This window comes from Vibrio cholerae, assembly GCF_008369605.1.
In the GTDB taxonomy this organism is placed as follows: Bacteria; Pseudomonadota; Gammaproteobacteria; order Enterobacterales; family Vibrionaceae; genus Vibrio; species Vibrio cholerae.
This window is the reverse complement of sequence record NZ_CP043554.1, coordinates 829,415-850,132: the sequence shown is the minus strand read 5'-3', so window position 1 is coordinate 850,132 and position 20,718 is coordinate 829,415. Positions and strand designations below refer to the sequence as shown.

Here is a 20,718-nt window from a genome sequence, read left to right as displayed (position 1 = left end):
GCCAATAACGCTAAAGCTCAAGTAGCAAGGGGATGACCTTATTCACGCTGGTGATATGGGCTCACACTGTAATTGATGATTGCACCCTACCGTTCAATTCTGTAGCATCCGCAGTTCAAAATTAACCCGCTTAGTCACACCTTGATCTTTCACTTTATGTTAAGCGGCTCGGTTCACTTCATGCTCATCATTCATGAGCAGCACAAATACGGAACACGGTTTTGCCCATGTTTGAATTCCCTTTTTTCTCGCAGCACTCAATAAAAAATGATGTGTTATCTGGGTTGACGGTCGCACTGGCTCTGGTACCAGAAGCGGTGGCTTTTGCATTTGTCGCGGGGGTCGATCCTATGGTTGGCCTTTATGCCGCGTTTATTGTCGGCCTGATTACCTCCATTTTTGGTGGTCGGCCCGGTATGATTTCTGGGGCAACCGGAGCAATGGCAGTAGTGATGGTGAGCTTAGTCGCAAGCCATGGTGTGCAGTATTTATTTGCCGCGATTCTTCTCACGGGTTTACTGCAAGTCGCAGCAGGCTTGTTTAAGTTAGGCAAATTTATTCGCATGGTACCGCATCCAGTGATGATTGGTTTTGTGAATGGGCTAGCGATTGTGATTTTTCTAGCTCAACTCGGCCAATTTAAAGCTCCCGATCTCAACGGAGTCATGACTTGGCTACCACAAAAGGAATTGCTCCTCATGTTAGGGCTGGTTGCCTTAACGATGGCAATCATCCATTTCCTACCCAAACTCACCACCGCGATACCTTCTTCATTGGCGGCGATAGTCACTGTCACTCTGCTGGTTCAAGGTTTAGGCTTGGAAACTCGTACCGTCGTGGATTTTCTGCGGGCTATGTCGGGGAATGATGCGGCAACTCTTGCGGGCTCTCTTCCCTCTTTTTCGATTCCCGCGGTACCTCTGACTTGGGAAACCCTAAAGATCATTTTCCCTTATGCTTTAATTCTCGCTGCGATTGGCTTGATAGAGTCACTGCTGACGCTGACGGTTTTAGATGAAATGACTGGCACTCGCGGCCAATCCAACCGTGAATGTATGGGGCAAGGCTTAGCCAATATCACCTGCTCCATGTTTGGTGCCATGGGTGGCTGCGCCATGATTGGGCAATCGATGATCAACGTTAACTCTGGTGGACGTGGTCGTCTATCGGGGATAGTCGCAGCCGTATTGCTGCTGTGCTTTATCCTGTTTACCGCTTCTTTGATTGAGATGATCCCGCTTGCGGCATTAGTCGGCGTCATGTTTATGGTGGTGATTGGCACTTTTGAATGGGCTACCTTCAAATTAGCGCGCCGAGTTCCGAAACAAGATTTCTTCGTCATTGTGTTGGTGACAGTGGTCACCGTATTTACCGATTTAGCGATCGCGGTCGCAGTCGGTGTGATTGCCTCTGCGTTGATGTTTGCATGGGAGCACGCCAAGCATATTTACGCAGCCAGCCATATCAATCCTGATGGGCATAAGGAATATCATATTCATGGCCCCATTTTCTTTGGGTCGGCCGCGAACTTCCTTGAATTGTTTGATGCGCACAATGATCCTAAAGAAGTGATTGTCGATTTCGCTCGCTCACGCGTGGCCGATCATTCAGCGATTGATGCGATAGAAACCTTAGCGGAACGTTATGCCGCCGTTGGTAAAACCTTGCACTTGCGCCATTTAAGTCAAGACTGCCGCGCTCTATTACAGAAAGCAGGCAGCTTAGTGGAAATCAATCTTAAAGAAGATCCAATCTACAAAGTCGCTAGTGATGTTTTGGCGGGATAATATCACCAAGGCAGCCTCGCGCTGCCTTGTTCACGATGGCAAGCCATAGATGATTTAACTTGCTGATAATTTAGCCTTTCTCTAGCATGGTGCTTCCACTTTCTTCCGGAGCACACCATGACATGGATTTTTCTCACCCTGTTTGCTGCCTTTATGCAAGCATGGCGCAACGCATTCCAGAGCCGTTTATCTGGCGATGTGACAACAGCAGGTGTGACCCTCGCACGCTTTCTCTGGGCAAGCCCGATTGCTGGCGTGTATCTGATCGCACTCTATCAATGGCAACCTGCCGCATTACCCACCTTCTCCAGTGCATTTTGGCATTATGTGGTCAGCGCATCGTTCATGCAGATCCTGGCTACCGCGTTAATGGTCAAGCTTTTTAAATACAACAACTACGCGGTTGGTGCTGGGCTGGCTAAAAGCGAAGCTTTGGTGGCTGCAATCTTGGGTATGCTGTTTTTCGGCACTCAACTCACGGTATTAGGCTGGCTTGGTGTAGTGATTGGCGGGGTTGGAGTCTTTATGCTGAGCAGTCACGGCGGTTTTAAACAGCTTTCACTCCCGACCGTACTTCTTGGCTTGAGCAGCGGTAGCGCATTTGCTCTCACTTCACTCTGGGTTCGTGAAGCCAGTCTCGCCTCACAACTCCCCTTCCCTTACAGCGCAGCTTGGGTATTGTTGTTGGTCATCTCGCTGCAAACACTCTGTTTGGTCGGATACTTGCTCATTAAAGAGAGATCGACCTTGTACAAGCTTTGGCAACGCCCGAGGTTAGTCATGCTGACCAGTGTGAGCAGTTGCTTAGGCTCGATAGGTTGGTTTAGCGCCATGTCATTGCAAGCCGTGCCTTATGTGAAAACGCTTGGCCAAGTGGAGATCTTTTTCACTATGTTGATTTCCATCTTCTGGCTAGGTCAAAAAGTGCGAATTAAAGATGGATTCGGGCTTATCTTAGTGGCTCTGGCCGCTATCTTGGTGATGTGGACCTAACTCAAGTGGCCATCTTACTGACTCTTCCTAAAGTCATGGCATAAAAAACCCTCCTTGCGGAGGGTTTGTATTTCCCGATTTGTTTCGTGCTAGCGAAAACCAATCACATTACTTTTTCGCTTTTGGCGCTTTCGCCGCTTCTTGATCTGCTTTCTTTACGATAACAGTGGTGCCTTCGAAAGTTTGACCTTCAACGAATGGCTTACCGTAGTAAGAAGCCAGCAGAACTTCTTTCAGCTCAGCGATCAGTGGGTAGCGTGGGTTTGCACCAGTACATTGGTCATCAAACGCTTCAACCGCTAGCTCATCCACTTTTGCAAGGAAGTCTGCTTCTGCTACACCTGCAGCTTGGATTGATTTTGGAATGTCTAGGTTAACTTTCAGTTCATCCAACCAAGTCAGCAGACGCTCAATCTTCTGTGCAGTACGGTCACCCGGCTGGCTCAGACCTAAGTGGTCCGCCACTTCTGCGTAACGACGACGTGCTTGTGGGCGGTCGTATTGAGAGAATGCCGTTTGTTTGGTTGGGTTGTCGTTCGCGTTGTAACGTACTACGTTAGCAATCAGCAGAGCGTTCGCCAAACCGTGTGGTAGGTGGAACTCAGCACCGATTTTGTGCGCCATTGAGTGACATACACCCAAGAACGCGTTCGCGAATGCGATACCAGCGATAGTGGCTGCGTTGTGTACTTTCTCACGAGCAATAGGATCTTTCGCACCATTCGCGTAGCTAGAAGGTAGGTACTCTTTCAGCATCTTCAGCGCTTGTAGTGCTTGACCGTCTGAGTATTCGTTCGCAAGAACGGATACATAAGCTTCGAGTGCGTGAGTTACCGCATCGTAACCACCGAAAGCAGTCAGAGACTTAGGCATGTTCATAACAAGGTTCGCATCTACGATCGCCATTTGTGGTGTCAGTTCGTAGTCTGCCAGTGGGTACTTAGCGCCAGTCTTGTCGTCAGTCACAACCGCGAATGGTGTAACTTCTGAACCCGTACCTGAAGTGGTAGTGATACAAACAAGCTCTGCTTTTTTACCCATTTTAGGGAACTTGTAGATACGCTTACGGATGTCCATAAAGCGCATAGCCAGTTCTTCAAAGTGAGTATCTGGGTGCTCGTACATTACCCACATGATCTTCGCCGCGTCCATTGGTGAACCACCACCTAGCGCAAGAATCACATCTGGTTGGAAGCTTTGCATTGCTGCAGCGCCTTTTTCTACGACAGACAGTGTTGGATCCGCTTCTACTTCGAAGAATGTCTGAACTTCCATGCCTTGTGCTTTCAGCAGGGCAACCACATCGTCTGCATAACCGTTGTTGAATAGGAAACGGTCAGTAACTAGGAATGCGCGTTTTTTACCTTCTAGGTCGCTCAGGGCGATTGGAAGGCTACCACGGCGGAAGTAGATAGACTTAGGTAGTTTGTGCCACAACATGTTTTCAGCTCGCTTCGCAACAGTTTTCTTGTTGATTAGGTGCTTAGGACCTACGTTCTCAGAGATTGAGTTACCACCCCAAGAACCACAACCCAGAGTCAGAGACGGTGCAACGTTGAAGTTGTACAGGTCACCGATACCACCGTGAGTGGTTGGGATGTTGACAAGAATACGGGCAGTTTTCAGTTTGTCACCGAAGTAACGGATACGGTCTGCGTTAACGTCTTGGTTGGTGTACAGACCTGAGGTGTGACCGATACCGCCGATCTCTACCATGGTTACTGCTTGTGCAACCGCGTCTTCGAAGTTGTCAGCACGGAACAGGCCCAGTGTTGGAGACAGTTTCTCGTGAGCGAATTCATCGTCATAAGAGACTTTGCCCAGACCTTCACCCACCAGCACTTTAGTATCTGCAGGTACTTTTACGCCTGCCATTTCAGCGATAGCAGCAGCAGGTTGACCTACGATCTTCGCGTTCAGAGCGCCATCAATCAGCAGCACTTTACGCACTTTGTCTGCATCCGCTTTGCTCAGGACGTGCGCTTTGTGCGTTGCGAAACGCTCTTTCACTTCGTCGTAAACTTCGCTCACTACGATAGCCGCTTGCTCAGAAGCACACACGACACCGTTGTCGAACGTTTTAGACATCAGGATAGAAGCAACCGCACGTTTGATATCTGCAGTTTCATCGATAACAACTGGAACGTTACCTGCACCTACACCGATGGCTGGTTTACCAGAAGAGTAAGCCGCTTTCACCATCCCAGGACCACCCGTCGCAAGGATCAGTGCGATACCATCGTGTTTCATCAGAGCATTTGACAGCTCAACTGAAGGTTGGTCAATCCAACCGATGATGTCTTTTGGTGCACCCGCTGCGATTGCGGCATCCAGAACCAGTTTCGCTGCTGCGTTGGTTGAGTTTTTCGCACGTGGGTGTGGAGAGAAGATGATACCGTTACGAGTCTTCAGAGAAATCAGTGATTTGAAGATCGCGGTTGAGGTTGGGTTAGTCGTTGGGACGATACCACAGATGATGCCAACAGGCTCAGCGATAGTCATAGTACCTAGGTTGTCATCTTCTTCGAGGATGCCACAGGTTTTTTCGTCCTTGTACTTGTTGTAGATAAACTCAGAAGCAAAGTGGTTTTTGATTACTTTATCTTCAACAATACCCATACCTGATTCTTCTACCGCCATTTGTGCTAACGGGATACGTGCTTGGTTTGCTGCTAGAGAGGCTGCGCGGAAGATTTTGTCTACTTGTTCTTGAGAGAAAGTAGCAAATTCAGCTTGAGCTGCTTTAACGCGAGCAACCAGAGCATCAAGTTCAGCCAGATTAGTAACAGGCATAATGAATCTCCTAAAATAAAAAAATGTTAAAAACTCTTTAGTAAGTGTGCTGCAGTTCGTTTTTACTGTGGTTCAAAGACTTAACTTACAACCGACTTAGTAAATTGCTTTCACGACTGAGTATAATATTTCAGACTGTGAAAAAAATTGACTCAGATCAGTTATGAAAAACTAATTACCTAACAAGTGGTACCCAAGAGTAAAAACATAAATTAAACAATTGAAATTAAACGATTTAAACAAAAAACCACTCGTGATTAAAAAAACCGCACTTAGCTTTCAAAAACTAAAAAAACTACAACAGCCTGTAAAAAAGTTTCATTTTTAAACACAACCACCACTTTTAAGAGGGGGGTTAACGTGCTACTGAGAGTATATCGGTTATGCTTACGACCACCAGCCATTGCCTAAGTTTTTACAAAAAATGTGCGAATGTTAACAGGCAGCATTATGAGCAAACAAACTTGACACAAGCATGACACTTACTCTTTGCATAATTCTTCATCAATTAGTTTTTCTCACATAATAATCAATAGCGACTCAATTTTTTTCATTCGTGCTTTTGCTATCTTTAACTTACATTACGCACGCTTCTTTACGTCCCTATGATGGTTACGAGACTTCATCATGCAAAGCTTTGAAATTGCTATATTCCTCCAATTTTTTCTCGGCCTTGTCGCTGCAGTAAACCCTGTAGGCATTATGCCGGTATTTGTTTCTCTTACTGGCCACATGACGCTGGAAGAGAAAAATAAAACCGCAGCGACCGCGAATATCGCCGTGGCCATCATCTTGATCATCGCCTTACTGGCGGGTCAAATGCTGCTCGACCTCTTCAGTATTTCTCTCGATTCATTCCGTGTTGCAGGCGGTTTACTGCTGCTTAGCATCGCCTTTTCGATGATGAGCGGTAAGCTCGGTGAGGATAAGCAGAATAAACAGGAAAAATCCGAATACATCAGCCGTGAGCAAATTGCGGTTGTCCCACTGGCGATGCCACTCATGGCCGGACCTGGTGCCATCAGTTCAACGATTGTTTATGGCTCACGTTATCCAAATATGCTGGATACCTTGGGGATCATTTTGACCGTTGTCGCCTTCAGTTTTTGCTCTTGGCTGCTTTTCCGTTCAGCACCGTATATCGTCCGCTTGCTCGGACAAACCGGTATCAACGTAATCACCCGTATCATGGGCCTGATCCTTGGTGCGCTCGGTATTGAATTTATCGCCAATGGACTACGTAACTTGTTTCCCGGCTTAGCGTAAATCGTGAATAACTCGATTTAAGACGTCGATAAAAAAAGCGCCAAACGGCGCTTTTTTGTTAGGAGATGTGGCGTCGCCAAGAGAGACGATTATTTCTCGGCCAAAATGATGCGCAGCGTACGGCGCAGCGGCTCAGCAGCCCCCCACAAGAGCTGGTCGCCAACCGTAAAGGCATTGAGGAAATCATCGCCCATCGCCATTTTGCGTAAACGGCCGACGGGGACAGACAGCGTGCCGGTTACTTTAGCGGGTGTCAGTTCACGTGCGGTAATGTCACGCTCATTCGGGATCACTTTGACCCAATCGTTATGAGTAGCAATCATCTCCTCGATTTCATCGAGAGGAATGTTCTGCTTCAGTTTGATGGTCAATGCCTGAGAGTGGCAACGCATTGCGCCGATACGCACACACGTACCATCAATCGGTACTGGAGAATCTTGCAAACCAAGAATTTTGTTGGCTTCTACACCCGCTTTCCACTCTTCTTTGCTTTGGCCATTATCGCGTTTCACGTCAATCCAAGGGATCAGTGAACCTGCCAGCGGCACCCCAAAGTTATCGGTTGGGAAAGAACCCGAACGCATGGTTTCAGCCACTTTCTTATCAATATCCAAAATGGAGCTGGCAGGATTGGCAAGCTCTGAGCTGACGGCATCATTAATCACACCCATTTGTGAAATCAGCTCACGCATATTTTGTGCGCCCGCTCCGGATGCTGCTTGGTAAGTCATAGCGCTCATCCATTCCACCAAGCCACGCTCATACAGGCCACCAAGTGCCATTAACATCAAGCTCACAGTACAGTTACCACCGACAAAGGTTTTTGTACCGTGATGAATACCATGCAGAATTTGTTTAAGGTTAACGGGATCCAGAGTGATGATCGCCTCTTTATCCATACGCAATGTCGATGCAGCATCGATCCAGTAACCTTTCCAACCCGCTTGACGCAGTGCTGGGTAGACCTTTTCGGTATAACTACCGCCTTGGCAGGTAATGACAGCATCAAGCTGCTTGAGGCTCTCAATGTCGAACGCATCGTGCAACATGCCTGCATCTTTACCAAAATTAGGGGCAGGAACACCAATTTGCGATGTACTGAAGAAAACCGGTTCAATCAGATCAAAATCGCGCTCTTCTACCATGCGTTGCATGAGGACAGAACCGACCATGCCACGCCAACCTACTAAACCTACTCTCATTTCCCTTACTCTCCGTGTAGATCCAATGTCAAATCACTGGCTCCATCTATAAGTGGTTCAGCCTGAAATCTCAAGCCTTTCTTAGCAAATCTGACAACTTTTTCTTATCCTTCTCTCGGGGTTATTCGCTTTTTTACGGCAAGCATCTTAAAACTCTCACTTTTTAACCAAGTTAGAGTATTGACGTCAGATTTTTACCAAAAAACTCATTTCTTGTAACACAAAAAACTCACCTCACAAAAGATTTGCTTTCATTTATTACTCAAAAAATAAACAGCAAATGCTACAAATTAACCACTTGAACGATATAAATCACAACAAAGAGCTTTAATGTCGATATATTATTTTAACTACGGTAAAGTGCACCTCGACTCAATAAGGATATCCTGACTCCTTACTAACGATTGGATAAGAGGCTCTTAGTATGTTACAAGCCCAACAACGCCTGCCAAGTTTGACTCAAGTAATCGTCTCGCTTGGCCTATTTTTGCTGTTAGCGTTTTCATTTACCGCAAAACTGGATTTACCGATCCAACTAGCTCTATATATTGGCTGGTTCGTGATCATGACGTTAGGTATTCGCCTAGGACATAAATACAAAGACTTAGAAAATGCTGCCCTAAATGGCATTTCAAATGGTTTAGGCGCAGTGCTGATCTTATTGGCGGTCGGTGCTCTTGTCGGAACGTGGATTTCCGGCGGTATTGTGCCAACCATCATCTATTACGGTCTAAAAGCAATTCACCCTTCTATCTTTTTATTAGCCACTATGGTGATTTGTTCATTGACTGCTCTGGCAACGGGAACCTCTTGGGGTGCGGCAGGTACAGCCGGTATTGCCATGATGGGGATTGGACAAGGCCTTGGTATTCCAGCGCCTATCACTGCTGGTGCTGTGCTGTCAGGCTGTTACTTCGGCGATAAGATGTCTCCCCTGTCTGACTCTGTGATCTTAGCCTCTTCGATGTCTAACGTTGAAGTGATGGAACACATTAAAGGCATGTTACCGATTGCTCTGATCAGCTATGTGATCACTGGCATTCTGTTTACTCTGTTTGGTTTCCATTACGCTGGCAACGTCGATATGTCACAAGTAGAGACGGTCATTGCCGCGATGGAACAGCAGTTCTACATCACGCCTTATTCTTTCGTGCCTGTGTTGATTGTGCTTGGTTTGTTGGCAATGCGTATGCCTTCTTTCCCAGTGATCAGCTTTGGTTCATTGCTCGGTATCGTTTGGGCTGTGATGATCCAAGATGTCGATTTCCTTCAAGCGTTCAACACCGCATGGGCACCTTACAATATTGAATCTGGCGTAAGCTTTATTGATGCAATTCTTAACCGTGGCGGTATGTCATCCATGCTCGGATCGGTTGCGGTTATCGTCTTCGGTCTTGGTTTTGGTGGTCTGCTTGATAGAGTCGGCGTGCTAGAAACCATCGCCAAACTGTTCGAGCGCCGAGTGACTAGCCCAGGTTCGCTAGCGACCAGCACTATCGGTACCGCCTTTATGGGGAACGTATTTGGTTCTGCGATGTATGTATCACTGATCCTGACCCCAAAAATCTGTGCCAAGAACTACGATCGTTTAGGCTATCAACGTAAGAACTTGTCTCGTAACGCAGAATTCGGCGGTACACTGACCTCTGGCATGGTGCCTTGGAGTGATAACGGCATCTATATGGCGAGCATTTTGGGTGTGGCGACTCTCTCTTATGCACCGTTTATGTGGTTAAGTTTCGTGTGTATTCTCGTCACTATCATCACATCTTACTGTGGTTGGTTTGTCGATAAATGTGAACCCACACAGGCCATGAATGAACAAGAAGTGACGGCAGAGGAAATCCAGAAAGCACCGGCTTCTGCATAACAACGTTCCATCACTTGTTATCTTTTAAAGAGCGCTAAGGCGCTCTTTTTATTGATAATTTATCCGAAGGCAATCGCGATACATGCCACTCTGCCTCACGCACAGTTTCAGCCAGATAAGCAGAAAGATTATCCAAGGCTCTTTCACTTGGGAGCTGCCCCGCTCGCAAATGACTCTCTATTTCAGCAGCGACCTGCTTTAATCGCTCAGCACCAAGACTTGCCGCAACACTTTTTAGGCTATGACAATGTCGCTGCGCGGCTTCAGGATTACTGAGTAACAGCGAACGGATCTGCTCATCATCATTTTTATGATCTTCCAAAAAAACTTTGAGTAGCTGCCGAACGGCTTCAAAGTCGCCATTCAGCGTTTGCTCTACCAGAGCGATATTGACTTGATGACTCATGCCACCTAGCTCGTGAAATTTTGTATTTTCTTGGTTTGAAGCAGATCGAGGCAAAAACTGGGGACGGGATGGCAATACGATAAAACAGAGCATCGCTATCGAGCTAGCCCCAACCAGAATCACCATCATGATCCAGAGCTGATGGTGATACTCCTCTTCAAGCATACTCGCCTCTTCATAGACAGCATGATTGAGCAATTTTCCGACGAGGTTATCGCCTTCGGCGTATTGCGTCAGTAAGCGAGAAACTTGTGCCAAAGCAACTTGCAGCGATTCTTGTTCACGACTGGGCAAGGTTAAAGAATCTTGCAAAATACGATCTAAACTTCGATAGATTTCAGGACTGTTTCTATTATCCGCAAACAACGCTTCAAAGCTAAACGCGCCTAACTGGAAATACGCTGACAATAACTGAGGATCGGCATGCACACGCTGACGACTTTCACGAAAGCGCTCAGCCAACTCCGTTGGATGCAGCTCAATGGTTAAAAACGCCCGCGCTTGTTCAACAAATCGATCGGTTTGGTACAAGAGCTGCTGCACATCTCGCCGAATCCATATCCTCGACTGTTCAGCTTCAATCTGCATGCGTAAAGCTAAGACTAATGACAGCTCAAGCTCCAAATTAGGAGCTTGATTGGCTCGATAGGGCTGCGCAAAATAGAGCGTCTCACGAAAATGCATCAAACGATTGGTGAGTTCATCGAGACTGCGTGAGGAGGAAGAGATCAAGGAGAATTGCCACAACACCAAAGCGGCGACCAAACTCCAAGCCGCGAAAATAGCCATCACGACTTTCTTCCTAACACCTTGATTCAATAAAGTCTGTGTCATGCCTAATCATCCTGTTTAGAACTTCAGATCAAGCATATACCCTATTTTGACTCTTGATGGTGCACACAATAAATTGCGTACAAAAAAGAGAGCGTGATCGCTCTCTTTTTCAATGAACTCAATGAAACCTACCGACTTATCTCATGATCGTCGGGCTGATGTTTAACGTAGGCGAGTTAACTGATCACGCAAATTAGGTGGAGTGCCTTTAATCGTCAGCGTATCGGTTTCTGGATCGTAAAACACTCGCTCGCCGAGCAACAAGCTATCAAAACTCAAGTTTAAGCCGCCACCCGCACCTACGTATTTGGTTAGCTTACGAACCGTTGAACGATCGGCAGGAAAACTCTCTTCTAACTGATAGCCTTGTTCACGGGTGAAATCGAAGAAGTTTACGCCCTCATTACTCGGAGGTAGCTCGCCGGAGAGCTCTTGCACTCTGACTTCATCCCCCGCTTTGATTTGATCGTTACAGTACTCATACACCTGCTTTTTGTAACTGATCACTTCCTCTTTTTCGAATTTCGCGTCAGCACAGAAGTCTTCCACCGCCTGCATCAACACTTGGTTTTGCTGTTTGGTGTCTAAGCCAATATCCGCCTGTAGAAAGTCCAAAAAGAAGTCTGCCACTTTACGACCAACACGACCTTTGATGTAACTCAGGTAACGTTTGGACTCTTTGTCGGTTTCATAGCTCGAAAGATCAATACGCGCCACAATATCCATTTTGTTGATGTCTAGATAGTCGGTCGCACTGATGTCGAGCCCTTCTGTCACTTTCAAACTTTGATTGAGAGGCAGTAGACCAATAAAGAGATGATCCGTCGCCAAAGATTGATATTCAGCCATCACTAAGATCCCTTCATCAGCAAAAGGATACTTGGCTAACTCATTTTTTAGGCGCTGAGCGCTTTGCTGTGAAAACTCATAGAATGGCAAGGTTCCACGACGCATCTCTTGCAACCAAAGCTGGAATTCACTGTCTGACTTAAAGCAACCGAAACCTTTCCCGGCTTTTGCATTAAAAACACGATGTAACTCAGCGACTAAGTTTTCAGTTGACGTATCATTGCGAAGAGATTCGGCGCGATAATTCACCACCAATTCATCGTTATCATTTTTACGGAGTTGGTGCAAAATCACGTTAGAAAGGAATAGGCTCATAGTGAAATAATCATCGTTCTGGTTTCAGTTGTCAGGCATAGTAGGTTATCATAAGCCGCTTTTACTATCATCATCAGAGTCAATATGCCTATTACATCTAAATACAGTGACGAACACGTTGAATCCATTCTGACTGAAATTGCTGCGGTACTAAATAAACATAATGCTTCGCCAGAGCTCACCTTAATGGTGGTTGGCAACATCGCAACGAATGTCATCAATCAAAATGTTGCTGCTGCACAACGTAAAGTGATTGCTGAAAAATTCGCGCAAGCATTAGTGTCGTCTTTGCAAAGCTAAATTGACCCATTTAACCCATAAATAGAAAAAGCACATGGTAGATAGCGGAAATACATACGGCGATCGGGTATCTCGTTTAGTAGGTTGGGGGCACTGGTTTGCCTTCTTTAATATCATCGCTGCCATGTTGATTGGCACACGATATATCTCTCAATCACCCTGGCCAGAAACCTTGCTTGGGCAGCTCTACCTTGCGCTGTCTTGGGTTGGACATTTCGGCTTTTTGGTTTTCGCACTCTACCTATTAGTGCTTTTTCCACTTACTTTCATTATTCCATCGAGAAGCTTATTCCGCTTTTTGGCCGTATGCTTCTCGACGTTAGGCCTCACTGTTTTACTGATTGATACTCAGGCCTACCAAATTATTAATCTGCACCTTAATCCAGTGGTGTGGGAACTGCTATTCAGCGATGAAACCAGCAGCGTCAGTGCGGATTTGCAGCATTTGTTTGTGGTACTGCCCCTCATTTTTCTCCTTGAGCTCGGTTTATCAGAATGGGTTTGGCGCAAGCAGCGTAAACTGTCACACAAACGCATCGGGCGACCTCTAGCGGCCGTCTTTTTCTTCAGTTTCATCGCCAGCCATCTGATTTATGTGTGGTCGGATGCATATCTCTATTCCCCGGTCACCAGTCAGCGAGCGAATTTCCCGCTCTCTTATCCAATGACGGCAAAATCCTTTATGGAAAAGCACGGCTTGCTCGATAAAGAAGAGTACAGCAAGCGCCTTGCCGAACAGAATAGTGATATTGACGGTCTGATTTACCCACTCGAACCGTTAGAGTTCAGTCGTAGAGCCAATAATTTGAACGTGCTGATAGTCAGCATCAATAATTTGCGTGCAGATGCCCTGACCCCTGAACTCATGCCAAATACTTATCAGTTTGCGAATGAGAATCTCAATTTCACCAATCATTACAGTTCAAGCAACGATATGTTTGGCTTATTTGGTCTGTTTTACGGCTTACCGAGTACCTATGCCAGCAGTGTGCGAGTGCAAGGCAATGCGCCGCTACTGATTGATGTGATGAAGAAAAATGACTATCAGTTTGGCTTATTTAGCGGCAACAACTTTGCAGATCCACTCTATAAAGAAACCATGTTCCGCTCTTTACCGATAGAGGCGATTGCTGTTACGAACGATGAGAGCAGCCCAGATGAACAAGCGGTACAACGCTGGGCAGAATGGCTAAATGTCGGTCAAAAACAGCCTTGGTTTAGTTATTTAGAACTGACGACCGTAGAAGAGTTTTCAGAACTCAGTAGTGCTCAAGAGTCAGCGGAGGATCGTTTACGCAGTGCATACAACCTGTCCGTGACCCAAGCCGACCAAGTCATCAACACCGTTCTTGAACAACTGAACTCGTTGAAACTTATGGATAACACTGTGGTAGTGATCACCTCCAATCATGGCACGGAGTTTAATGAAACCAAAACCAATACTTGGGGTTCAAACACCAACTACAGTCGCTACCAACTGCAAGTCCCTATGGTTATTCATTGGCCTGGCAAAGTGGCAGGAACCTATGCTCATCGCTCTAGTCATCTCGATTTCTCGGTAACACTTATGCAAGATTTGCTCGGTGTTTCCTCTAATCCGGTTGACTACAGCAGCGGTAAAAATCTGTTTAACGAAAGTAAGCGCAAATGGATTTTGGCGGGCGATGCTCGTGAGCTCGCCTTGATTACAGATACACAAACTACGGTTTTAGATAAGTTTGGTAATTTCAAAGTCTACGATGGCGATTACCAACGTCTTAAAGAAACCAACCCAACACTGCCTGTATTAATGCAAGGTTTGACCGAATTGCAGCGTTTTTACGCAAAAGATAATTAAATTCATTATTTTAAGTCGGTTCAGGGTTGACGCATCTAGTAAAAGTCATTAGATTACGCGCATCGGACTGTAGCGCAGCTTGGTAGCGCACCGTCATGGGGTGTCGGGGGTCGGAGGTTCAAATCCTCTCAGTCCGACCATACACCTAAAGGGGAGTTTCTTAGAAACTCCCCTTTTCCGTTTTATTTAATGTCTAAAATAGCACTTAGTCATAAAAATAGCGGCCAAGTGTACATAATTAAAGCAAACAGTATTTTCAGGGCTTTACAATCGAACTTAGGGTCGATATTATGCGCCCCATAACGGAGAGATGGCTGAGTGGTTGAAAGCACCGGTCTTGAAAACCGGCGATGGTTAATAGCTATCCTAGGGTTCAAATCCCTATCTCTCCGCCACATTAGAAAAGCCGCTGATAATTCAGCGGCTTTTTGCTTTTACGTATCTCCACAATGTCACTTCAATATCCTGCGCTTAACGCCGCTTTCAGTAACTCAAGATGCAATGGCACGAGTGCCGCGTGGTCTTTACGATACCCACCACCTATGACACAAGCGATTGGAATGCTCTCCTGCTTTGCCAAACCTAACATAAAACGATCTCGTTGCGCGATAGCGGCCTGTGAAATGGATAAATAACCTAACTCATCATCGTTATGAATATCCACACCGGCGTCATAGAGGATCAGATCAGGTTGATGGAGATTGACCGCCATTTCCACCACTTGGATGAAGGTGGACAAAAACTCTTCATCGCCCGTCTGGTTAGCAAATCCGACATCCATACTAGAGGCAGGCTTACGCGCCGGAAAATTCTTATCACAGTGAAAAGAGAGCGTAATGATATCGTCACGTTCCGCACACAAGGTTGCTGTACCGTCACCATGATGTACATCACTGTCAATGATCAGAACTTTATCAACACTAGGCAAAGAGAGTGCGAAGTGCGCGGCTATCGCCAGATCATTGAACAGACAGAAACCGCTACCAAAATCGGCGTGAGCATGGTGATAACCACCACTCAGATGAATTGCCACCCCTGATTGCAACGCTTGCTCAACCGTGAGGCAGGTTCCTCCCACCGAGTGCAAAGTACGCTCAATCAGTGGTTTGCTCCAAGGAAATCCGATTCGACGCATCTTAGCCGCAGGCAACGTCCCCTCGAGCAAAGCTTGCACATAATCTGGGTCATGCAATGGCGTGATGCGTGAAAGCTCGGCCGCAATGGGGGTATGAAACTCGAAGCTCGCTTGCCATGCTTCACTTTGCTCTCTTTGACACAAAATCTCTTCGTAAAGCAGGCGATACTTATTGATCGGATAACGATGCCCCACAGGCAAATCCAGTTGTGAATAAATAGGATGGTAAATCAGTGGGATCATTTTACTCTGCTCTGGGTTTATTAAGCTTGATACGTTCTGGATTTACTCTTTGGTGCACGGTGTGCGCGCTTAAAGGCAGGTTTACTCACCGCTGGCAAAGCTTGCAATGATACAGGAACCGGTGCGACCTGAACTTGCTCAATTAACTGCTCGAGGCGGCCTTGTAGAGTCTGCATAAAGGGTTGATAAGCTTGCCCCTTTTCCGCGATCGCTTGCAGTTGATGTTCCCAATGTGCCGTCATATCGGGATAGGTGGCTTCACTGGGTAACGCATGAATCAAACCTCGGCCAGCTGGCGTGCTTTTAATGAGCTTGTTATCACGCTGCAGCAATCCACGCTTAAACAAGGTATCCAAGATCCCTGCTCGTGTGGCTTCAGTGCCTAAACCATCCGTCTCACGCAGAATTTTTTTCAGCTCTTTATCGGCCACGAAACGGGCAATCCCCGTCATCGCCTGCAGTAATGTAGCTTCCGTAAAATGGCGTGGCGGCTCGGTTTGTCTCTGTTTTATGTCCCCTTCTCGACACTGCAGTACGGTGCCAACAGGCAAAGGAGGCACTTTATCCACGCCCTCTTCTTGCTCATCTTGCTGACCGGTCAACACTTTCCATCCAGCACTGAGCAGTTGACGCCCTTTGGCAATAAAAATACCGCCAGCGATGTTAAAGACCAGTTTGGCTTCTGCATAAATCGCCGCAGGATAAAATTGCATAAGGTACTGACGCGCAATCAGTTGATACACTTTCATTTCATGCCCTGACAGCGCATTAACCGACGCTTTCTTCGGCGTTGGAATGATGGCGTGGTGCGCGTCGACTTTACTGTCATTCCATGCTTTGGAGCGTAGTGATAAATCCGCATCATTCACTGCGGTGACCATCTCTTGCGCATTGTTGGCAATCGCCGCTACCACGTCGGGAGCCTGAGCTAAATGCTCTTTCGGTAAGTATCGGCAATCAGATCGCGGATAAGTGATCAATTTATGCTTTTCATAAAGAGACTGGCACAGATCCAACACTTGTTGTGCGCTGAAGTTATACCGTTTTGCCGCATCAATTTGCAGCGCTGAAAGTGAATAGGGCAAAGGTGCTGCTTGCTTGGTTTGATCTTGCTCTGATTCAGTCACAGTCGCGGGCTGATTCGCAATGCGACTGGCGACATTGTCCACCAATTTACGGTTAATGATCCGCCCTTCTTCATCTTGCCAAGGTAAGCAGGCCTCACTTGGTTTCCAACGGGCACGTATGTCGAAGTGTTCGGTGCCATTTTGGTATGGAATTAAAGCATCAAGAGTAAAATAATCATGCGAGATAAAATGCTCGATCTCTTCATCCCGTCGCACCACTAAACCCAGTACTGGCGTCTGTACTCGCCCTACGGAGAGCACGCCTTGATAACCGGCTTTTTTCCCAAGCAGGGTATAAGCTCGAGACATATTCATACCATACAGCCAGTCAGCGCGTGAACGCGCTAAAGCCGAAACAGAGAGTGGAATAAACTCTCGATTACTGCGCAAGCCTTGTAAGGCACGCTTGACTGCCGAAAGGTTTAAATCACTGATCAAAAGGCGCTGCACGGTTTCTTTTTTGCTCTTCGGCACTTTGCAATAATCGATCACCTCATCCACCAACAGTTGCCCTTCGCGATCGGGGTCTCCGGCATGGATAATCTGCGTTGCTTCTTTGAGTAGCTTACGAACGACGGTGAGCTGTTGAGAGGAGGATTTTCTTGGGCGCAGTTGCCACTGTTGTGGAATGATAGGCAAATCCGCCATATTCCACTTTTTGTAGCGCTCATCATAAGCGTCTGGCTCGACTTGTTCGAGAAGGTGACCAATACACCAAGTCACGATATCGCCATTAGCGCAGCGAATACACCCTTGTTCTTTTTTATGAGGCTTGGGTAGTGCATCGGCAATCGCTCGCGCAAGGCTAGGTTTTTCTGCAATAAATAACCGGGTCATGGAAATCGCTGACGAGATAAAATTAAGGCCACATTACTCAATGTGGCCTTATGAAATCAAGAAAAACTGTAAATTTAACCAGTATTACTCTTGGCTTGCTGAGCGAGCAGCCGCTTCTTTTACCAGAGTTTGCAGTTCACCCTTTTGGAACATTTCCAGCATGATGTCACAACCGCCAATCAGCTCACCTTCAATCCACAGTTGTGGAAACGTTGGCCACTGCGCGTAAACCGGCAACTCTGCACGGATGTCTGGGTTTTGTAGGATATCTACATAAGCAAACTTCTCACCACAAGCCATCAGAGCTTGTGCGGCTTGCGAAGAGAAACCACAGCTTGGCAGTTTCGGTGAGCCTTTCATATAAAGCAGAATCGGGTTCTCGGCGATTTGCTGTTTGATTTTGTCAATAGTTTCCATCGCTTCCTCGTTAATGGATGTCATCAAATATGGGCACATTCTAAAGGAATAACCGAGAATAAAAAGCATATTCTCAATATGGATATACGCTCGACTTGGCGTTGCTGGATCTTTTTCTGCCTTCAGGCTTTTAATAAAGTAAAAAGTTGCTAAAATACTTGGCAAGTCAGTCGTAACGACGAAGAAAATAATACACTGGAAGCAATGACATAAAGAGAATCCACTCTTTAAACTCAACGGAGAATCGAGCAATGGCATTTGAATTACCCGCTCTTCCTTATGCGAAAGACGCACTGGAACCACACATCTCAGCAGAAACTCTGGATTTCCACCACGGTAAGCACCACAACACTTATGTGGTAAAACTGAACGGTCTGATCCCAGGTACTGAGTTTGAAAACAAATCACTAGAAGAGATCATCAAGACCTCAACTGGCGGTATTTTCAACAACGCTGCGCAGGTTTGGAACCACACTTTCTACTGGCACTGCCTGTCACCAAACGGTGGTGGCGAGCCAACTGGCGCAGTTGCTGAAGCAATCAATGCAGCATTCGGTTCTTTTGCTGACTTCAAAGCAAAATTTACTGATTCAGCCATCAACAACTTCGGTTCATCTTGGACTTGGTTGGTGAAAAAAGCGGACGGCACTCTGGCAATCACTAACACTTCAAACGCAGCAACACCGCTGACTGAAGAAGGTGTAACCCCTCTGCTGACGGTTGACCTGTGGGAACACGCGTACTACATCGACTACCGTAACGTACGTCCAGATTACATGAATGGTTTCTGGGCTCTGGTTAACTGGGACTTCGTTGCTCAGAACCTAGCAAAATAAGCTGACACTGCTTAATAAATCGTCATAAGCCTGCAATTTTGCAGGCTTTTTTCATTTGTTCACCTCAAGTTTTCTGCTCTAGTGCCGTTATATGGACATCAAGGGGAGAGTGTCATGCAAGTCCATACATTAGATAAAGCCGGTGTCATTAGCGAACTGCATTTTGGCCAAGGAATTAGCCAAGCAGTGACGCATGGGCGTCGTGCCGACTTTGCCTTACTCTTGGCCCTGTTCTCTAATGATGTCCGTGATAATACACCAGTAGATAAAATTGAGGTTCCACCGACAACGGAACAAGTATTGCGTCAGCGTTTTGAACTCGCAGAGCCTCAACGCCTAGAAAATGATGAGAGCTCCTATCAAATCTCCGCCAGACAAGCCGCACTCTTTCATCAAGGTGGCATGGCCAGTGCAAAGCTCAGCCACTATCTCACACCGGAAGTGCTTACTTATCGTCCACAGGATACTCAAGGTTTGCCTGAAGAGGTGTACTTGAACCTCTCAGGGCACGAACGGCGTCACCTCGCAGATAAGCAACCCTCGACGCTATTGGCAAAAGACTTTTATCATCGTCTCGCCACCGCCTATCGCCAAGATCAATTACGTACTGCTAGTTAATCTTGACCTTCTGTTCTCGCCTTTCTTCTCCTCTGCAAGAAAGCCATTCGCTCTATGTCCAAACTACAGTGAGTTGCAGGTAAGCGGCCACTAGGTAGCACTATGTGCATAGAGTGACTCTACACTTGGGAAGCCAACCTAGCCCCCTGAGTTTCAAGTAGGAAGGGGATATACATAAGGCATACTGCAAACAAGGATTCTGTTTAATATTTTTTGTGAATGGATGCAAAGTATTAAGTTTCAGTTTGGTTAATCCAAAGTTATTTGAACTTATTCACACTGTATACACATGTAATCAACCATGCTGTCCAAACCCCCTACGAAACCTCACGGTTAAAAAGGCAGATAAAAATAAGGTAAGGTGGCACTCATGGACATAAAAAGTGCAATAATATTAATTACTTCTGCAAGCTCAGCCTTGGGTAGCACACTGGCAACACATTTTGTGAAGTTAGGAGCCAAAGTAATCCTCTGCGATCGCGATCAACAAGGATTAGTCGATACCTATTGGCGCTGTCATGCACTCTCAGATCAAGTTGCCTACTTTCATCTCAAGGATTTTTCCCCAGAAAGTATTGAGACGCTGCTTGATATGGTCGAGCAAAAATTTGAGCGTGCGCCCGATGTGCTGATCAATAACTTACCGTCTGCGCCATTGCCGTCACTGGTCGATGAAAAACCTAGCGAGCAGTTTATTCAGCAGCTCGCGGCTATTGCGTCTTCACTGTTTAACTTCAGTCATGCTTGCTCTGTTAGGATGCGCCAACGGCAAACCAAAGGGGTCATCGTCAATGTGGTGTGTTACAACACAGTACAAGATAGATCCGGTATTGTGAGTGCCAATTCGATGGTATCGGGGTTTACTCAGAGCTGGGCTCAAGAGCTTACCCCGTTTAATATTCGAGTGGGGGGAGTTGTCCTTCAAATCGCTAGCGCCAACGATGAAATCGTACACTGGTCAGAAATGCGGGAAGAGCTGATCCGTAATACAGAGTATATTGTTTCCAATGAATACTTTAGCGGCAGAGTTATGTCAGCCTGATTTCAGAGGCG

Annotated in this window: 17 protein-coding genes and 2 tRNA genes; 11 read left to right on the top strand and 8 right to left on the bottom strand. The window is 46.5% G+C overall.

Features of this window, described 5'->3' with window-relative positions; translation table 11 throughout:
* The first annotated feature begins 227 nt into the window (after positions 1-227).
* The gene (locus tag F0316_RS04085; protein WP_142549202.1) at positions 228-1,787 is read left to right on the top strand and encodes a SulP family inorganic anion transporter; all 1,560 of its coding nucleotides are present in this window, start codon (positions 228-230) and stop codon (positions 1,785-1,787) included.
* A 2-nt stretch (positions 1,788-1,789) separates the two neighbouring features.
* Here the strand turns inward: F0316_RS04085 and F0316_RS20335 are convergent, their stop codons facing one another.
* Entirely contained in the window at positions 1,790-1,924 is a 135-nt protein-coding gene (locus F0316_RS20335) for a hypothetical protein (RefSeq protein ID WP_079993767.1), read from the bottom strand.
* On the opposite strand from F0316_RS20335, the gene F0316_RS04075 reads away from it, so the two are divergent.
* Positions 1,905-2,780 carry a DMT family transporter gene (locus F0316_RS04075; RefSeq protein ID WP_142549203.1) on the top strand — a complete coding sequence of 292 codons (876 nt, stop codon included), beginning with the start codon at positions 1,905-1,907 and terminating at the stop codon, positions 2,778-2,780. The genes F0316_RS20335 and F0316_RS04075 overlap by 20 nt on opposite strands.
* Before the next feature lie 108 nt (positions 2,781-2,888).
* Here the strand turns inward: F0316_RS04075 and adhE are convergent, their stop codons facing one another.
* Positions 2,889-5,573, bottom strand: coding sequence for a bifunctional acetaldehyde-CoA/alcohol dehydrogenase (gene adhE / locus F0316_RS04070; protein WP_001145580.1), 2,685 nt, complete (start codon positions 5,571-5,573; stop codon positions 2,889-2,891).
* Between the two features lie 627 nt (positions 5,574-6,200).
* On the opposite strand from adhE, the gene F0316_RS04065 reads away from it, so the two are divergent.
* Positions 6,201-6,839 carry a YchE family NAAT transporter gene (locus F0316_RS04065; protein ID WP_001190428.1) on the top strand — a complete coding sequence of 213 codons (639 nt, stop codon included), beginning with the start codon at positions 6,201-6,203 and terminating at the stop codon, positions 6,837-6,839.
* Positions 6,840-6,928: 89 nt separating this feature from the next.
* On the opposite strand, the gene asd is transcribed toward F0316_RS04065, so the two are convergent.
* Positions 6,929-8,041 carry an aspartate-semialdehyde dehydrogenase gene (asd, locus tag F0316_RS04060; RefSeq protein ID WP_001263690.1) on the bottom strand — a complete coding sequence of 371 codons (1,113 nt, stop codon included), beginning with the start codon at positions 8,039-8,041 and terminating at the stop codon, positions 6,929-6,931.
* 424 nt (positions 8,042-8,465) lie between these two features.
* Between asd and nhaC the strand changes: the two genes are divergently transcribed.
* Positions 8,466-9,911, top strand: a complete 1,446-nt coding sequence (nhaC, locus tag F0316_RS04055; protein ID WP_000938463.1) for a Na+/H+ antiporter NhaC — start codon at positions 8,466-8,468, stop codon at positions 9,909-9,911.
* A 34-nt stretch (positions 9,912-9,945) separates the two neighbouring features.
* Here nhaC and F0316_RS04050 read toward each other — a convergent pair whose 3' ends face one another.
* Complete coding sequence (locus F0316_RS04050; RefSeq protein ID WP_001891949.1) at positions 9,946-11,151, bottom strand: Hpt domain-containing protein; 1,206 nt, start codon at positions 11,149-11,151, stop codon at positions 9,946-9,948.
* Positions 11,152-11,313: 162 nt separating this feature from the next.
* Complete coding sequence (gene yejK, locus F0316_RS04045) at positions 11,314-12,315, bottom strand: nucleoid-associated protein YejK (protein ID WP_001891948.1); 1,002 nt, start codon at positions 12,313-12,315, stop codon at positions 11,314-11,316.
* A gap of 84 nt (positions 12,316-12,399) precedes the next feature.
* Here yejK and F0316_RS04040 point away from each other — a divergent pair, with 84 nt between their 5' ends.
* From F0316_RS04040 to F0316_RS04025, 4 genes are all read left to right on the top strand, one after another.
* Positions 12,400-12,615 (top strand): YejL family protein, encoded by a 216-nt coding sequence (locus tag F0316_RS04040; protein WP_001123168.1) that lies wholly within the window; start codon positions 12,400-12,402, stop codon positions 12,613-12,615.
* Positions 12,616-12,649: 34 nt separating this feature from the next.
* Positions 12,650-14,452 carry a DUF3413 domain-containing protein gene (locus tag F0316_RS04035; RefSeq protein ID WP_000228449.1) on the top strand — a complete coding sequence of 601 codons (1,803 nt, stop codon included), beginning with the start codon at positions 12,650-12,652 and terminating at the stop codon, positions 14,450-14,452.
* Positions 14,453-14,515: 63 nt separating this feature from the next.
* A tRNA-Pro gene (locus tag F0316_RS04030) sits at positions 14,516-14,592 on the top strand.
* Positions 14,593-14,756: 164 nt separating this feature from the next.
* Positions 14,757-14,847 (top strand) — tRNA-Ser (locus F0316_RS04025).
* A gap of 62 nt (positions 14,848-14,909) precedes the next feature.
* On the opposite strand, the gene F0316_RS04020 is transcribed toward F0316_RS04025, so the two are convergent.
* From F0316_RS04020 to F0316_RS04010, 3 genes are all read right to left on the bottom strand, one after another.
* Positions 14,910-15,830, bottom strand: a complete 921-nt coding sequence (locus F0316_RS04020; RefSeq protein WP_114733015.1) for a histone deacetylase family protein — start codon at positions 15,828-15,830, stop codon at positions 14,910-14,912.
* A 20-nt stretch (positions 15,831-15,850) separates the two neighbouring features.
* Positions 15,851-17,794, bottom strand: coding sequence for a DNA topoisomerase III (locus F0316_RS04015; protein ID WP_149560229.1), 1,944 nt, complete (start codon positions 17,792-17,794; stop codon positions 15,851-15,853).
* 84 nt (positions 17,795-17,878) lie between these two features.
* Positions 17,879-18,211: a Grx4 family monothiol glutaredoxin gene (locus F0316_RS04010; RefSeq protein ID WP_000447541.1), complete on the bottom strand. Its 333-nt coding sequence runs from the start codon at positions 18,209-18,211 to the stop codon at positions 17,879-17,881.
* Positions 18,212-18,462: 251 nt separating this feature from the next.
* Between F0316_RS04010 and sodB the strand changes: the two genes are divergently transcribed.
* The 3 genes from sodB (at position 18,463) to F0316_RS03995 (ending at position 20,707) form a co-directional block, all read left to right on the top strand.
* Positions 18,463-19,047 (top strand): superoxide dismutase [Fe], encoded by a 585-nt coding sequence (sodB, locus tag F0316_RS04005; RefSeq protein WP_000863548.1) that lies wholly within the window; start codon positions 18,463-18,465, stop codon positions 19,045-19,047.
* A 114-nt stretch (positions 19,048-19,161) separates the two neighbouring features.
* Complete coding sequence (locus F0316_RS04000) at positions 19,162-19,665, top strand: VC2046/SO_2500 family protein (protein ID WP_001196007.1); 504 nt, start codon at positions 19,162-19,164, stop codon at positions 19,663-19,665.
* Positions 19,666-20,083: 418 nt separating this feature from the next.
* Positions 20,084-20,707: an SDR family oxidoreductase gene (locus F0316_RS03995; RefSeq protein WP_233447423.1), complete on the top strand. Its 624-nt coding sequence runs from the start codon at positions 20,084-20,086 to the stop codon at positions 20,705-20,707.
* Positions 20,708-20,718 lie beyond the last annotated feature (11 nt).